Below are 16,747 nucleotides of genomic sequence, written 5' to 3'. Positions count from 1 at the left end.
TCAATTGTTATTCATTGACAAGTGCTTTCTCTTTTTTTGATACGGATAACATTTTTTCTTTCTTCTTTGACATTACCTCTTTATCAGAAATACGTAAAGAAAATAGTAATGCTACGAGTAAAAACATTGCTGATCCAATTAATGCAGCTTGATATGGTAAGAAATCTGACTGTGTATTATTCTGTATTTCATTACTTCCAAACCCAGATAATATGCTAGCTAAAACAGCAACTCCTATCGCTGAACCTAATCGATTTTGCACATTAAATATAGTCGTCGCTCTCCCCATAGAAGGTGGCGTAATATTGTTAAATGCAGAAAATTGGACTGCTCCAACAGACTGACCTAAGAAAATACCTATGCCAAACAATAATGCCCGTATTTGCCATGGATTCGTATCATGATTTACAAAACTTAATAAAACGAAGATAATCGCCGTACAAATTAAGCCAATAGAAATTACTTTACGAGCTCCTAATTTCTTATATGACCATGGTACAATCTGTGACGATATCATTAACCCAATCGCCTCCGGGAATGTCGTAAGACCTGATTCCAATGCGGAAACTCCTATTACATTTTGATACATAAGCGGAAAAATAAATAACATTCCTAGTAAACCAGCTGATGAAAACAATGAAATAAGACTCATTTTTCTAAAGACTGGCTCTTTTAATAAGCGTAAATCTAACATCGGTTGCTTTACTCGAAGTTCTACAATGATAAACAATATAATGAATACAATCCCAACTATTCCAGTACTTATAATCTCTGGAGAACCCCAGCCTTTTGAGGGTCCTTGACTAAGTGCATAGATAAGCATCGCAAATCCTGGTGCTGAAAGTACAAAACCGAGAGAATCAAAGCGACCAGCTGATTTTTCAATATGCTCTTTTAAAAATAGTAGACCGAATAGTAACACTACGATTCCAAATGGTAAATTAATATAAAATGCCCAGCGCCAAGACATTTGGTCTACAAAGAAACCGCCAATAATTGGTCCTACTGCTGGTGCCACAGCAATTGGTAACACAATAAACCGAGAAATTTTCGGTCTTTCCTCTGGTGAAAATGTTCGAAATAACATCGCCATCCCAACTGGTGTTAAAAGCCCCCCACCAGCACCTTGCATAACACGAAAAATATTCAATGAAGTAATATCGTTCGCTACTCCGCATAATGCTGACGCAGTTGTAAATACGAAAAGAGCAATTAAAAATACCCTTTTCGTACCGATACGATCTCCTAACCAACCGGAAATTGGAAGGAAAACAGCTAGGCTAACTAAATACCCAACATTAACTGTCCCCATCGCGGATGGCGGCACTTGTAGTTCTTTACTTATCGTTTGTAGTGCTACGTTCACAATTGTTGCATCCATCGCAGCCATAAACATCGCTGTTATATATACGACACTTACAACTACTTTCGGATTTATTTTTGCCTTCATTATCGTTTTCCTACTAATATTTTTTCGCCAACTTGATTACTTTTTGGATTCAAATCTGTCCAGTTATTCTCAACATATTGTAAGCAATCATGCCTACTAGCTTCTTCATGTACGATATTCCATCCAATAGGTACATCAAGAAAGACAGGCCAGAGAGAATACTGGCCCTCCTCATTTTTTAATACTTTATATTTGTAATTATCATTTTCAAACGGATTCGTCATACTGTACTTACCCCTTTCTTATTCTGCAAATATTTCGCTAATACTTGTCCAATTTCTGTAAGCGGACCTGGCTGACATAAATCTTTATGTCTACAATCAATATCGTGTTGCACTATTTCCCCGTCTAAATAATTTAGCCACGTATTTGGAGAAATAGGATCAAACCATTCTGGTATAACAGTAGATCTAAAGAATAATATATCTCCGTTATAAACTTTCGGTACATATTTCCCTAACAACCCTACCGAATTTACATACGTTTCTTTCAAATTTAAAATCGTCTCTTCTTCAAGACTTGCTAATGCACTTCCATCTTTACGGAGTATTTCTACTGCACTTTCCATCGTAAGTGGTTTACCATCCATGTTATCTGGATCATATCCACCTAAAGCAAGTAATGCGATTAACGCTTCTTCTTCAGTAGGTGCTTCCGTATTCGGTAAGAAATGACCTGGATAAGAATCCAGCATAACGAGTAATTCTACTTCTTCTCCTTCATTTTGTAGTTGCGACGCCATTGCATGAACAACATTTCCCCCGAGCGACCAGCCAAGTAAACGATATGGTCCGTGGGGCTGTACTTCACGAACGTGTTTTAAATAATCCTTCGCCATTTCCTCCAAACTTTTTGGAAGTTCTTCATTTTTAGCGATTCCACGTGCTTGGACACCGTAGATTGGATAATCTGTTCCTAAAGATTTCATAAGTCCGGCATAGCACCAACTTAATCCACCTGCTGGATGTACACAAAATAGTGGTAATTGGTCTCCGCTTGCTCGTAATGGAAGCAACACATCAAGTGCACTTTGACCATTTCCCATTTCAAGTCTCTCAGCTAATCCCGCAACGGTTGGTGCTGCAAATAAAGTTCCAATATTTAATTCCACTCCAAGCGCTTCTTTAATTCGGCTCATAAGCTGCACCGCAAGAAGTGAATGACCACCTAAATCAAAGAATCCGTCATCAATTCCAATTTGAGGTACACTTAAAATCTCTGTAAATAAGTCACATAACATTTCTTCTTGCGGTGTTCTTGGTCCACGACTAGAAGATGATGCAATAAATTCTGGAACTGGCAATGCCTTTCTATCTAATTTACCGTTTGGAGTTAAAGGCAACTCATTTACTACTACAAAAGCATATGGAACCATGTAATCTGGTAAACTACATCCAGCATACTGACGCATTTCATTCGTATCAATCATTTCATTATTAGATGCGACGATATAAGAAACTAACCGTTTATCCCCTGGTTGATCTTCCCGTACAATAACGGCTACTTGCTGAACTTTAGGGTGTTTCATTATGACCGCTTCTATTTCCCCTAATTCAATTCGGAATCCACGAATTTTTATTTGGTGATCTGCACGCCCTATATAATCTAGCGTCCCATCTTTACGCCAACGCGCTAAGTCTCCAGTACGATACATTCTTGTACCTGGCTTACCAAATGGATCTGCGATAAACCGTTCTGCAGTTAAGCCTGCTCTTCCTAAATATCCACGAGCAAGCCCTGCACCTGCAACATACATTTCTCCAACTACTCCAGGTGGCACTGGTTGTAAATAGTTGTCTAACACATACACCTTAAGATCAGGTATACTACACCCAATTAAACTGTTTGCTCGTAAAGAGACGATTGTTTCATCTAATTCAATATAACTAACATGTACTGTCGTCTCCGTAATACCGTACATATTTATAAGCTTTGGTGCGTTATGAGAATGTCGACTATACCAATCTTCTAATCGACTTAGCTCAAGTGCTTCTCCTCCAAAAACAACATATCGTAAAGATAATTTTTGGCCAATCTCTTCATTTTCACGATCTGCTTGCATCAATTGATAGAACGCTGATGGAGTTTGGTTTAAAACAGTAACCTTTTCTTTAACAAGAAGTTGTAAAAATTCTTTCGGCGACCGACTTACAGTATGCGGTACTACGACTAGACGTCCTCCATATAATAAAGGCCCCCAAATTTCCCAAACCGAGAAATCAAAAGCGTATGAATGGAACATCGTCCAAACATCGTCTGCGTCAAATTGGAACCAATGATCAGTTGCTCCTAAAAGTCTTACTACGTTTTGATGAGGTATCATAACGCCTTTCGGTCTACCTGTTGAACCTGACGTATAAATAACGTAAGCAATATGTGATGGAGTTAACGGCTTCACACGCTCCATTTCATCAATATTATCTTCACTATATTTCTCAATTTCTTTTATTACTTTTTCATCATCAACTAAAATTTTCAGTTCTTCATCACATTCAACTTCCACATCTGAATTTGTTAAAACACATGATGGTTTCGCATCGTGGAGCATAAATGAAATACGATCAGACGGGTAATCTGGATCTAATGGAAGATAACCTGCCCCTGCTTTAAGAACCGCGAGTAAACTCACAACCATATTTAAAGATCTCGGCATTGCTAAAGCAACGAGTTGATCAGGACCAATTCCTTTTGCTATTAACAAACGAGCTATTTTATTCGCTTTTTTATTTAACTTTTCATAAGTTAACTTTTCATCTTCAAAGACGACAGCAATAGAATTCGGACTTATATGAGCCTGCTTTTCAAATAATTGTGGCAATGTCATTTCTGGTACAATTTGAAAACCACCATTCCACTTTTCTAACATTGTATTTTTCTCTGCTAAAGTTAATATTTCTAATGTGCCAATTGATTGATCAGGATTTTCCGCTGCATCATCTAATAATAGAATGTATCGTTCAACTAATTTTTGAATCGTTTCACGTTTATATAAATCCGTACTAAACTCTAGTAACCCGTTTAAGCCGTCTGGAGTACCATCAACTCCGTTACTCTCGCTAATTTCAAAGGTTAAATCAAATTTCGCAGAACCAACGCTTTGAATTTCAAGGTTCGCTTCTATATCCGGAGCATCAAAAGTTGCTTCTGGCGTATTTTGAAAAGCTAACATAACTTGAAACAGCGGATGACTATTTCGAGTACGTACTGGATTTAACACTTCAACGAGTCGTTCAAATGGAACATCTTGATTTTCATAAGCTGCCAGATTTGACTGCTTCACTCTATTCAATAATTCTTTAAAGCTTGGATCTCCAGATGTATTTGTACGCAACACTAATGTATTTACAAATAGACCGACTATGTCAGAGAGTGCATCATCGTTTCTACCAGCAATCGGACTACCGATTGGTATATCTGTCCCCGCACCTAACCTTGTAAATAGCGCACTAAGTCCTGCTTGCAACACCATAAACAAACTAACCCCGTTTTTCCGTGCAAGCTCTACTAACCTACTATGCATACCCGCATCTATTTGAAAGTGAATTGTTTCTCCTTGGTAACTCGTTTCAATTGGACGCTGGTAATCTGTAGGTAACTCAAGTTGATCTGGTAAACCTTCTAGCTCTTTCTTCCAGAAATCTAATTGTGTTGAAATAAGACTTTCTGGTGTAGTTTCATTACCGAGCAGTTGCTGTTGCCAAAGTGCATAATCTGCGTATTGAATTGGAAGTGTTTCCAGCTGTGCTCTGTCACCTTGACATCGCGCTTTATATGCCGCTGTAAAATCTCTCGTTAACGGTTGTAATGACCAGCCATCCCCTACAATATGGTGCAATAGAATTAGTAATACATGTTCGTTTTCATTCACTGTAAATAGTTGCAAACGAACTGCTGGTTCAACATCGAGGTTAAAGCTATATCTTACCGCCTCTGCAAGCACATTTTCTAATTCCTCTTTACATGTTTTTATTTTAATCATTTCTAGATTTAAATTTTCCATATTTAAAATTTTCTGATAGGAACTACCTAATACGTTAGGGAAAATTGTTCTTAGTGTTTCATGTTTCTCGACTACATCATAAAAAGCACCTTGCAATGCTTCCTCGTTCAACTTTCCATACAAACGAATGACTAACGGGATATTATATGTAGGGCTTGGACCTTCTAAACAATTTAAGAACCATAACCTACGCTGTGCAAATGAAAGTGGAACTTCACTTGGTCTACTTACTTTCTGAATAGATGGGCGTGCATTTTTTGCTCCATCCAGTTGCTTCCCTAGTTCAGCGACAGTTGGCGACTCGAATAGTTTTCCAATTCCTAATTCGATACTTAACGTTTCACGAATTCTTGCCATTAAACGAGATGCAAGAAGCGAATGGCCTCCCATTTCAAAGAAATTATCATCAATGCTAATACGAGAAACACCAAGTACTTCTGCAAATAAATCACATAATATTTCTTCTTTCGGATTTCTAGCAACTCTCTCCTTATTCATTTCATTAAAATCAGGAGCTGGTAATTTCTTTCTATCAACTTTTCCATTTGGTGTTAATGGTAATTCTTCTAACAACACAAACGCTGATGGTACCATATAATTCGCTAAACTTTCTGAAACATAAGAACGAATTTCGGAAAGATTAATCGTTTCCTTCTCTTCGGCAACGATATACGCAATGATTCGTTTATCATTTGGGCGGTCTTCTCGTACCATTACTACTGCTTGCTTAATATTTTCATGTCGTTGTAATACCATTTCAATTTCAGCTAATTCAATTCGGAAACCACGAATTTTAATTTGATGATCTGCGCGGCTCACATATTCTAACACACCATCATTGCGCCATTTTACTAGATCACCTGTACGGTACATGCGCTGCCCTCGTTCTCCATAAGGATTTGCAACAAAACGTTCAGCCGTTAACTCTGTTTTTCCTAAATATCCGCTTGCAAGCCCTTCCCCTGCAATATATAATTCACCAATTACTCCAGGTGGTACTGGTTGTAAACCTGCATCTAATACATATACAGCTGTACTCCAAATCGGTTTTCCGATAGGAGGTATACCACTTTCTCTTTCATCGATGTTCATGACAGTAGACCAAATCGTCGTTTCAGTTGGTCCATATAAGTTTGTAATAGTACAACTTAATTCTTTTAATGTTTTTGCTAAATGAGATGGAAGTGCTTCACCACCAACAAGCACTTTTAGCCCTTGTAGCTTCTCTGGATATTCCGTTACTAACGCCTGCCAAAGCGTCGGTGTAGCTTGCATAATTGTCGCTCTTTCTTCTTGCAACAATGCCGTTAACGCAGAAGGTTCTTGAATTACTTCTTTTTGTGCGATTGTTAAACTTGCCCCACTAATAAGAGGTAAATAAATTTCGAGAGCTGAAATATCAAACGCAAATGTTGTAACTGCTACTAAATGGTCGTTTTCATGTAATGAAAACATATCATCCATAGCCAATAAAAAATTACTTAAAGCTTTCATAGGAACAATTACACCTTTTGGATTGCCGGTTGAGCCTGAAGTGTAAATTGTATAAGCTGGGTTTAAAAGTGATTCATCATTTCTAAATGGTAGATTCATATGAGAATATGCTTTTAATACTATTTTTGTTTCTTCGCTATCTAATTCGATTTTTTTTATATCATTTTCTATAACTAATGAAGATGAATGTGTGATGATACACACTGGTTTTGCATCATTTACAACATAATTGATTCGTTCAGCTGGATATTCAGGATCTATCGGTAAATACGCTGCACCAGCCTTTAAAACTGCTAGCATACTAACTACCATTTCTATTGATCTTGGAAATACTAAAGCTACAAACTGATTTGGACCTATTCCTTCTTCTACTAAATAGTGCGCTAGTTCATTTGCTCGTTCATTTAGCTCATTATACGTAAAGTCTACTCCGTTACACGTAACCGCTATTTTACTTGGATTTTTTTGTACTTGTTTTTCAAATAATATAGGTAAAGGGATTAACTCTTCAGCTTCTTTAGTTTCATTCCATTCGAATAAAAATTTTTGATTTTCTTCAGGAAGAGTAATGTTTATGCTTCCAATCGATGCATCTTTTTCATAATCATTTATCACTAATTCTAATACATTCATAAATCTTTCTTTATGCACTGCTAGTTCCGCGCCATTATATACTTCTGGGTTCGCATCAAAATGAATCATTAACTCATTTTCATCGAAACGTTTATATACATTTATCGATAAATCATCGACAGGTCCTGCTGATAAATTATGTGTAATACCACGATTCCCAGCAAAATTAAGTCCATAATCAAAAGGCATAACATTCACTAACGGTCCAAATAATCTTTGGTTTTCACCTAGTAATTTTAAGTCTCTTCTTAATTCCTCATGACGGTATTTATGATGACGACGTACATCTCGAATTTCTTTTGAAACTTGCTGTAATAATTCCGCAAGAGTTATATTTGGATTTACAGTGAGACGAAGTGGTACTAAATTCATTATCATACTCGGTGTATGAATAGATGTAGAACCTAGACGCCCCATCATCGGTAAACCTAATACAATATCATTTTCTCCTGTTAACTTATGCATATAAATACTTGTTACAGCGACAATGAATTCCGGCCAACTTGTTAACGAAATATTGATATCTTCTAGTAAAGTTTTCGTGCTAGAACTAGATAAATACGCTGTTTCTCGTAAAAATCCATTTGATGTTCTCGGCGCTCTTTCTGCTAAGCTTACAACTTCTGGTTCATCTGCAAACTTCTCTAACCAAAAAATACGATCTTCCTGAAATTGTTTCGACTCACGATATTCAATATCTTCTTGTACAATCTTTGAAAGAGAACCAAATGGCTTCTCTTTCTTATTTGTTTCTTCTATAAGTGTTGTATACTCTTTCGCTACCTGTTGGCTAAGAAGTGAAAATCCATAGCCATCCATCACAATGTGATGAATGCGCTGATACCAAAAGAAACGATTATTTTCAACTTGAATAAGTGCTTCAGTAAATAATGTATCTTTTTTCAAATCGACTGGCATAGATAAATCATTTTTCATCCATACTTTAGCAGCTTCTTCAGAATTTTCTTCTTTACGAACGTCAATAAAATGCATTTGAAACTGTAATTCTTCAATAACTTGCCATGGACCAATTTCATCCTCTTCGAAGCGAACATGCAGCGCTTCTGCTTCCATTACAACTTTACGTACTGCTAATTCAAAAATATCTTGATTAATATTTCCGTTTATTTCAACATACTCCCCAGTATTATAAATCGGATTAAGCGGATCTAATTGCTGCGCAAACCACATACCAGTCTGCGCAGATGATAACGAATAACGAACCTTTTGACTATTAGGCATTCTTTACTACCCCTTTATTATGTAGTCTATATTAAAGTACATGTTCTGTTTGCGGAGATAATAAGCGGTACCAATCAACAACGGTTGGGTTCTCTGCTAAATCCGCAAAAGTGATTTCTTTCCCTTCGCGACGCCACTTCTCTACTAAACTCATAATTCTTACCGAATCAAGTCCTCTATTTAATAAATCTTCATCAGTCTCAACACTTTCTACTGGTTCACGAAGTAATTGTGCAACTAGTTCATGTACTTCCTGTAAAGTAATTCCTTCAATCTCATCACCTTTAACACTTTGTAAATCTTTTAACAGTAAATTGGTTGATGTCGTTACTGCACATCTATTAGATGCATACTCTAACGCTTGTTTATGATGCTCTAATGAAAAATCAGCAACTGCATCTGCTACAAAGAACGGTTCTATACCATCCATAAACGCTTCACAAGCTGTTAAAAGGCAGCCAATATGCGCATAAATACCGCAAATTATTAGTTGATCTCTTCCCTGTTCATTTAAAATTTCTAATAGATTTGTCTTTTTAAATGCACTATATCTCCATTTTGTTAAGAATATATCATCCTCATTAGGAGTAAGTTCATCGACAATCTTCTTTTTATCTGGTCCAGCAGGAATACCGTCACCCCAGAAGTCTTGTAATAATCCTCGTTGTTCTAGTGTTTGTCCACCTGGCTGTGCTGTATAAACAACTGGTATACCAAGTTCCTTACATTTTTCTCTTATTACCTTAATATTTGAAATGAGTTCTACTTTTGGTGATTCTTTATCGCTATATGCATCAAGAAAATATTCTTGCATGTCGTGGATTAGAAGAACCGCACGTTTTGGATCTGGCGTCCAGTTCACTTTATTTTTTGGTAGTTCGGATTCAACTGGCATTTTGTATACTGAAATAGATGGGATAGCCATCTAATCACTTCCTTCCAATTTTTATATTTTTATCGTTTTACCGTAATAAGTTTTTCAGCAATGACTTTACGTAATTCTTTTTTGCTTACTTTTCCAACACCTGTTTGCGGGAATGAATCAATAAATTCAATTCGATCTGGAATCTTATATGCTGCTATACCACGTTCCCTTAAAAACAATTTTAATTCACTTACTGCCGGAGCTTGTCCGCGTGCTATTACAAATGCACAAGTCCGTTCTCCTAAATAATCATCAGGCATAGATACAATTGCTGCATCATGTACTGCATCATGTGCTAATAGATGGTTTTCAACTTCTTCCGCAGCAACTTTCTCACCACCACGGTTAATTTGATCTTTATCTCTTCCTTCTACAATGATGTAACCTTGTTTATTTACTTTCACAAGATCACCTGTGCGATAAAATCCATCCTTTGTAAATGATCGTGCATTATGCTCTTCTGCTTTATAATAACCACGAATTGTATAGGGCCCTCGTGTTAATAAACTACCTACTTCACCGGGTTTTACATCGTTATCATTCTCATCAACGACCCTTACCTCATCGAATGTAGACATCGGTCTCCCTTGCGTATGAATAATGATTTCTTCAGGATCATTTAATCTTGTGTAATTTACTAACCCTTCTGCCATACCGAACACTTGCTGTAACGTACATCCAAATGTAGGGCGTATACGCTTTGCAACCTCAGCACTAAATTTCGCTCCACCTACTTGAATCACTTCTAGGCTCGATAAATCATTATTACGAGAGGATGCAGCATCAAGCCATATCATTGCTAATGGTGGAACGAGAGCAGTAATCGTAACTTTTTCTTTTTCAATAAGTGCAAATGCCTCATCTGGACTACCTCCAGTTGCCAGCACAACTTTTCCACCCGCATAGAAAGTCCCAAATGTACCTGGAGAACTCATTGGGTAATTGTGCGCTACTGGTAGAACTGCCATATAGACGCTTTCTGCATTCAAATTACAAATTTCAGCGCTAACACGTAAACTATAAATATAGTCATCATGTGTTCTAGGAATTAATTTAGAAAGTCCTGTTGTCCCTCCTGATAATTGGAGAAACGCCACATCACTTGGCTGAACTTCTGGTAATGGAACGGGATCTATATACAGATCATTTATGTTTAGGAACTCTTCTTCTTCTCCCACTACAACTACATGTTGTAAAGTTGGCACTTTCTCTTTCACTTCTCTTGCTAGTTTTCGATAATCAAAGCCGAGAGCCTTATCTGAAATAACGTAAGCACTCGCCTCACCAAACTCACAAAAATAACTAATTTCACTGCTTCGATGTGAAGGTAGTGCAAAGACAGGAAGTGCTCCAATTCGAAATAGTGCAAAACATATTTCGAAAAACTCGATAACGTTAGGTAATTGGATTACAACTCGATCTTCTGGCTTTATTCCTAAATTCAGTAAACCTGACGCTAAGCGATCTACTTTTTTATCAAGCTCACTATACGTTATATGCGTATTACCACTTACAACTGCAATTTGATCTCCATATTTTTCAGCACGCTCTCTTAATAACGAACCAAATGTTTCTCCAAGCCAACATCCTTCTTCTCGATAACGATTTACAAATTCTTCTGGCCATTCCGTTAAACCTGTTACCATTCTTTCTTCCCCCTATTTTTCATTTAGCGAATTATCTTTTAGTCCTAAAGCCTTCAGCATTGTTTGGAACTTAGCTGATGTTTCTGCCAACTCATCTTCTGGCTTTGACTCAGCAACAACCCCCGCTCCTGCAAATAAACGAAGTGTATTTTCTTGCACTTCAGCACAGCGAATTGTAACAATCCATTCACCATCTCCATTTAAATCGCTCCATCCTAGCATTCCTGTAAAGAATTCACGGTCAAATGGCTCAATTTTTTGAATCGCCTCTCTTGCTTCTTCCATCGGCGTTCCGCATACTGCTGGCGTAGGATGAAGAGCAATTGCTAATTCTAAAGAAGTAGTATTTGGATCCTTTAGTTCCCCTTTCACTTCAGTAGATAAATGCCACATCGCTTCACTATGAATAACGGATGGCTTTTCTGGAACATGTAATGTATGACAGTACGGACGAAGTGCTGCGGCAACCGCTTCCACTACTACCGCATGTTCATGTAAATCTTTTGGAGAAGAAAGTAATTCCTCTACCCTTCTTTTATCTTCTACTGGGTCTTCACTACGAGGCCTTGATCCAGCTAACGGATTAGAAATAACTTGCATACCATTACGTGAAACGAGTAATTCAGGGCTTGCTCCAATTAATGTCTTACCATCCTCGTTTTTCTCTTTCGGTAAATTCACAGCAAATGTATAACCGTGCTTATTATGCTCAGCTAATTCTCGAAGCAGTTTTTGCTTATCAATCTTTTCGGAAGATTTAACATCTAATGATCTGGATAGAACGATTTTCTTTAAATCACCGTCTTGTATTTTTTGAATTCCTTGCTTCACACCATTCATATAGACTCCAGGATCTGGTACAGGCGTCATTTCAAAAGTTAAGTTCTCGTTTGTTTCAAACTGATTTGTTGTTTCCAATTGTAAACGCTCAGAAATTCTGCTATCTTCTGGTATGATAAGTTGAACTTCTTTTCTACGATCAAATGGCAAGGCACCAACAACGATGGGATTCGGATTTCCAGCTTGTTTTGCATTACTTAATAACGCCAGTACTAGTTCTGGAAGACTTTCAATTTCACGATGCTTTACTGTAGTAAACTTTCCTTCTGTCAATATCGTTCGCGTTGGTGAAGCGAAAAAGAATGAAGATTCAGTCTTATAATCTTCTAGTAATTTTTCTGACAGTTCCTTTACAGCCGTAAATTCATTCATAGTATAGTAACCCCCTGAATTTTTTATTAAATGCCTAATGTAGCTCCGCCATCGACACATAAATTATGCATTGTAATATGGCTCGCTTTATCTGAAGCTAAAAACAATACCGCTTCAGCAACTTCTGAAGGCTGTGCAATTTTTTGTAACGGGATACCGAGTCTATATGTACTTTGAGAACCAGCAATTATATTTTTAGCTCCATTCTCATCAGCCCATAGTAACCTTTGCATTTCAGTTTCAGTAGAACCTGGAGAAACTAAGTTACAGCGAATGTTATACGCTGCAAGTTCTAACCCTAAACATTTCATAAACATCGTCGTTGCAGCTTTTGATGCAGCATACGCAGCCATCTCCATTCTCGGAGTATTTGCTGCATTTGAACCAACTGTTACAATTGCCCCAGACTTTCTTTGCATCATACGTTTACTTACTGCACGGGACATATAGAAAACGCCTGTAGAATTTACAGAGAATGTTTTATTCCAATCTTCATCACTTAAAGAGTGAATCGCTCCCATACGTAAAATCCCTGCAACATTTACTAATATATCTATTGGTGCTATATCATTTTCAATACGGTTTACTATATCTTCAACAGCGTTACTATCACTCACATCCAAACGAAACATTTTCATACGTGTTTCATTTAAGAGTTCGTTTAGCCCTTCTTCATTTTGATCAACAGCAATAACTGTAGCTCCTCTTTCTAAAAACATTTTGGCAACAACACTACCTATGCCTCGGGCTGCACCTGTTACTAAAACCGTTTTTCCAACAAATTCCCCTAAGTTCATTTCCTCTATCCTTTCATTTGAAAATTAATCTAATTAAACAAATAATGATAATGATTATCATTATTGATGTAAAAAATAATACACTTACTAAACTAATTGGTCAAGTGTACTTTTCATTAAAATATTATTCATTGATAATGTTTTTCATTTAATATTCTTACAACGAAATGATAATCTTTCTCAATAAACTTGTCAACCTATTTTTATTTTTCAGATAAAGAACTTTAGTGATTCTCAATACAATTACATCTAAAAGCATTAATAAGTACTTATCTTACACATTTAATTTATACTCCCCTTTTTAAACTTATAGAAGACTAACAGTAGATACCTTCATTTACATATCATTATCAAAAACTCAAGTATATATTTTCTCAATATTTTTCTGAAAATACCGAGAAAATATATCTTGCAATAACTGCTGTATGTCTTGTTTATTATTTAAGATTTAATACGTATTTCGAATATAATTTTTCTTTTTTAATATTCCAATATAATCCAAATGAGTATTTCACTCAATTTTTTGTTTCACAAAACTCCAAAGATTATATAACCTCGTTACAATAATTCATAAAAAAAAGCACCCTATTTAATAGGGTGCTTTTTCGTATTTATAGTGTGATAGAAGATTTATATTTTTATGCTACGCTGCGATACTCTTCTTCTTGTTCTTTTTTCTGCTTAGGTGCTTGAATTAAAATTGCGATAATAAATGATACGACACATAGTACGCCGATCACCATGAATGTTGGTTTGAATCCACCTAGAAGTGCACCGATAAAGGAACCTGCAAGTGCTCCAAATCCAAATCCTTGATACACAATTCCGTAGTTCTTACTATGGTTTTTCATACCGTAGAAATCACCAACGATAGCTGGGAAAATAGTGATATTTCCACCAAAGCAAAACGCTACACTTGCTACACATACGAAGTAGATACCATAATTTAAATCTACAAAACTTAAAACTAGGACTGAACTCGCCATAACAACAAAAGTACCAGTAACGATTTTTAAACGGCCAATTTTATCTGATAACGGTCCTAAAATAATACGACCTAATGTGTTGAAGATTGCAACCATAGCCACCGCATTAGCTGCTGTTGCTGCGCTAAGCCCTACAAGTTGAACACCAATGTCTTTTACCATACCAATTAAGTATAAGCCACTCATACATGATGTAAATAACATTATAAATAATAAGTATACTTGTTTTGTGCCTAACATTTCTTTCGTTGTATATTCATAAGTTTTTGTTTCATGAACTGCACCCTGTTCAGCAGCTTGATGGATTAAACAAGCTCCAAGAACAATCATAGCTGTAACAATTAAACCCCAGTATATAAATGCTTGTGATACACCAACTGATTCAATTAACTGTGCGTTAACATATTTAAAGATTAAGCTACCCGAACCATATGCAGAGACAGAAATCCCAGCAATTAAACCTTTACGCTTTGGAAACCACTTTATTAAATTGGATAATGAAGTAATATATGCTGTTCCATCTGCATAACCTACTACAACTCCTGCTAGTACATACAGCAATATTAATGAGGAAGCTTGTGAACTAAGTACTAATCCAAGTCCTAATGCTAGTCCAGCTATCATAATAAGTTTACGAAGTCCCCATTTTTCTTGCAATTTACTCGCAAATAAAGTAGAAAATGCTAAGGAAAGACTAGTAATTGAGAAAGTTATAGCAACTGCGTTAAGACTCCAACCGTATTTACTAACTAAAGGCTGATTGAATAAACTCCATGTATATATCGTTCCAAGCCCCATTTGTACGATGACTGTACCAAGGACAACAAGCCATGGATTAACATTTGATTTTTTCATACCTTTCCGCCTCCTCTTTCTATTTCAATGCTTTTCGCTAAGTTTTCTTTTTTTATGTTCATATTGACCACCTCTTTTGATTTAACACCTTCATTGTATAAGATGTTTCCGTTCATGTAAGCACTTACAAGATAGAGCGTCAAAAATATGGAATCAGTTACAGAAAACGAAGGACGAAATACAAAAAACTAATTACTAAATACGTAAATAGCTATTATTATGTTTTGCATCCATATGACTTACAGTTGTTTTATCACCCTCTTTTATAAAATAAAAAATATTTTATTGATAAACAAAACTAAATATTCACTAATATATCTATACGTGGTTTAATATATATAATAAAAAAATATTTCTGTTTTTAATGAGGAGGTACTATGAAAGCAAACGTAGGGGATACTATACTTTTTCAACGAAATAATTTAAAGATTACAGGATCTGTACTAAAACTTTATACTGAATCGGTCTTAGTTGAAATTACAAATGTAAGCGGTGGTACTTTTGAGTTTGATCGAACAATTGTAAATCATAAAAACTATAAAGTTTTAAATGCGAATACATAAAACAACACAAAATAGCCCCTGCTCATCAGCAGCGGCTATTTTATATGAAAATACTTCATTAGTTTATATATCCTAAAACACTTACAATCTTACTCGCTTTTAAATTATTAATGTGATAATAAATTTCTAATCCTCTTCGCTCAGCTCGTAACACTTTACCTTTCATTTTTGATAAATGTTGTGAAACAGTCGATTGTGGAATATTCAGTAATTCTGTTAATTGTGTTACATTACAAGTTTTTCTCGTACTTAATTCATTTACAATTTGTAAGCGGATTGGGTGCGCCATAATTTTTAAAATATCTACATCTTCTTCTGAAACTAAACTTTTTCTCATTTCACTCGTATATGTTGTCATAAGACATTCCCCTTTTATATGAATTCCTCTTATTTAGTTCTATTTCCAAAATATTTAAAACTCCGATGTGAAACCTTTATATAAAAATAATAGAATTTTAAATTTTTAAAAACAGAACGAAATACAATTCACTTTATTTATTTGGTACATATACATAATACAATGTTAATATGTGCTCTATGTGAAGTTAGCATAAATTTATAATGAAGATTTTTCAAACAATTCACATCTAACTATATACTTCCTCAAAACACTATCCAGTGATTTTAACATATTTTAGGCACTTGTATATACTATCTACAAAATAAATGTTGTTTAGGAGGAGTTCAAATGCCAATAATATTACAAGAAGAAGTTGAAGAAGCGAGCGAAACATATGTCAGTCATATCATGTTAGTCAGTGGGTTAGCTCTATTTTTAGTAGATGGTGTTATATCGGCAATTTCGGCCTTTAAAACTTATAATCGCTCGGAAAATACACCGCCTTCTCCAGATAACTTGTGGGTGAATTGTCTAATTCTGAATAACAAATAAATGCCACCTCTATAAAGAGATGGCATTTGTGTTTTATAAGTTCTATACTAGA

11 protein-coding genes are annotated in these 16,747 nt (G+C 35.8%); 2 read left to right on the top strand and 9 right to left on the bottom strand.

Annotation, left to right across the window (positions count from 1 at the left end; genetic code table 11):
• Positions 1-7: 7 nt before the first annotated feature.
• The 8 genes from FS742_RS04105 to FS742_RS04070 all read right to left on the bottom strand — a co-directional run bounded on the left by FS742_RS04105 (position 8) and on the right by FS742_RS04070 (position 15,240).
• A complete protein-coding gene (locus FS742_RS04105) occupies positions 8-1,450 on the bottom strand; it encodes an MDR family MFS transporter (protein ID WP_144611305.1) in 1,443 nt (480 codons plus the stop codon).
• Positions 1,450-1,674 (bottom strand): MbtH family protein, encoded by a 225-nt coding sequence (locus FS742_RS04100; RefSeq protein WP_144611304.1) that lies wholly within the window; start codon positions 1,672-1,674, stop codon positions 1,450-1,452. The genes FS742_RS04105 and FS742_RS04100 overlap by 1 nt, the downstream gene beginning before the upstream one ends.
• Positions 1,671-8,819, bottom strand: a complete 7,149-nt coding sequence (gene dhbF, locus FS742_RS04095; RefSeq protein ID WP_144611303.1) for a non-ribosomal peptide synthetase DhbF — start codon at positions 8,817-8,819, stop codon at positions 1,671-1,673. The genes FS742_RS04100 and dhbF overlap by 4 nt, the downstream gene beginning before the upstream one ends.
• Before the next feature lie 31 nt (positions 8,820-8,850).
• On the bottom strand, positions 8,851-9,744 hold the full coding sequence (dhbB, locus tag FS742_RS04090; protein WP_087956408.1) for an isochorismatase: 894 nt from the start codon (positions 9,742-9,744) through the stop codon (positions 8,851-8,853).
• Between the two features lie 29 nt (positions 9,745-9,773).
• Positions 9,774-11,390: a (2,3-dihydroxybenzoyl)adenylate synthase gene (locus FS742_RS04085; RefSeq protein ID WP_087956407.1), complete on the bottom strand. Its 1,617-nt coding sequence runs from the start codon at positions 11,388-11,390 to the stop codon at positions 9,774-9,776.
• Positions 11,391-11,402: 12 nt separating this feature from the next.
• A complete protein-coding gene (gene dhbC / locus FS742_RS04080) occupies positions 11,403-12,602 on the bottom strand; it encodes an isochorismate synthase DhbC (protein WP_144611302.1) in 1,200 nt (399 codons plus the stop codon).
• Positions 12,603-12,628: 26 nt separating this feature from the next.
• Entirely contained in the window at positions 12,629-13,399 is a 771-nt protein-coding gene (dhbA, locus tag FS742_RS04075; protein WP_087956405.1) for a 2,3-dihydro-2,3-dihydroxybenzoate dehydrogenase, read from the bottom strand.
• Between the two features lie 638 nt (positions 13,400-14,037).
• Positions 14,038-15,240, bottom strand: a complete 1,203-nt coding sequence (locus FS742_RS04070) for an L-lactate MFS transporter (RefSeq protein ID WP_087956404.1) — start codon at positions 15,238-15,240, stop codon at positions 14,038-14,040.
• Between the two features lie 377 nt (positions 15,241-15,617).
• Between FS742_RS04070 and FS742_RS04065 the strand changes: the two genes are divergently transcribed.
• Positions 15,618-15,803 carry a YkvS family protein gene (locus FS742_RS04065; protein ID WP_000646792.1) on the top strand — a complete coding sequence of 62 codons (186 nt, stop codon included), beginning with the start codon at positions 15,618-15,620 and terminating at the stop codon, positions 15,801-15,803.
• A 58-nt stretch (positions 15,804-15,861) separates the two neighbouring features.
• Here FS742_RS04065 and FS742_RS04060 read toward each other — a convergent pair whose 3' ends face one another.
• Complete coding sequence (locus FS742_RS04060) at positions 15,862-16,161, bottom strand: ArsR/SmtB family transcription factor (RefSeq protein WP_000214798.1); 300 nt, start codon at positions 16,159-16,161, stop codon at positions 15,862-15,864.
• A gap of 330 nt (positions 16,162-16,491) precedes the next feature.
• On the opposite strand from FS742_RS04060, the gene FS742_RS04055 reads away from it, so the two are divergent.
• Positions 16,492-16,695 (top strand): hypothetical protein, encoded by a 204-nt coding sequence (locus FS742_RS04055; RefSeq protein WP_087956402.1) that lies wholly within the window; start codon positions 16,492-16,494, stop codon positions 16,693-16,695.
• Positions 16,696-16,747 lie beyond the last annotated feature (52 nt).

Source organism: Bacillus cereus (genome assembly GCF_007678085.1).
Classification (GTDB): Bacteria; Bacillota; Bacilli; order Bacillales; family Bacillaceae_G; genus Bacillus_A; species Bacillus_A cereus_BE.
The sequence above is the reverse complement of the archived record's forward strand: the minus strand, read 5'-3'. Positions and strand labels throughout refer to the sequence as shown.

What these genes read in the sequence shown, in the direction of transcription:
- FS742_RS04105 (WP_144611305.1), bottom strand. Translation starts at nt 1,450, where the DNA reads ATGAAGGCAAAAATAAATCCGAAAGTAGTTGTAAGTGTCGTATATATA.
- FS742_RS04100 (WP_144611304.1), bottom strand. Translation starts at nt 1,674, where the DNA reads ATGACGAATCCGTTTGAAAATGATAATTACAAATATAAAGTATTAAAA.
- dhbF (WP_144611303.1), bottom strand. Translation starts at nt 8,819, where the DNA reads ATGCCTAATAGTCAAAAGGTTCGTTATTCGTTATCATCTGCGCAGACT.
- dhbB (WP_087956408.1), bottom strand. Translation starts at nt 9,744, where the DNA reads ATGGCTATCCCATCTATTTCAGTATACAAAATGCCAGTTGAATCCGAA.
- FS742_RS04085 (WP_087956407.1), bottom strand. Translation starts at nt 11,390, where the DNA reads ATGGTAACAGGTTTAACGGAATGGCCAGAAGAATTTGTAAATCGTTAT.
- dhbC (WP_144611302.1), bottom strand. Translation starts at nt 12,602, where the DNA reads ATGAATGAATTTACGGCTGTAAAGGAACTGTCAGAAAAATTACTAGAA.
- dhbA (WP_087956405.1), bottom strand. Translation starts at nt 13,399, where the DNA reads ATGAACTTAGGGGAATTTGTTGGAAAAACGGTTTTAGTAACAGGTGCA.
- FS742_RS04070 (WP_087956404.1), bottom strand. Translation starts at nt 15,240, where the DNA reads ATGAAAAAATCAAATGTTAATCCATGGCTTGTTGTCCTTGGTACAGTC.
- FS742_RS04065 (WP_000646792.1), top strand. Translation starts at nt 15,618, where the DNA reads ATGAAAGCAAACGTAGGGGATACTATACTTTTTCAACGAAATAATTTA.
- FS742_RS04060 (WP_000214798.1), bottom strand. Translation starts at nt 16,161, where the DNA reads ATGACAACATATACGAGTGAAATGAGAAAAAGTTTAGTTTCAGAAGAA.
- FS742_RS04055 (WP_087956402.1), top strand. Translation starts at nt 16,492, where the DNA reads ATGCCAATAATATTACAAGAAGAAGTTGAAGAAGCGAGCGAAACATAT.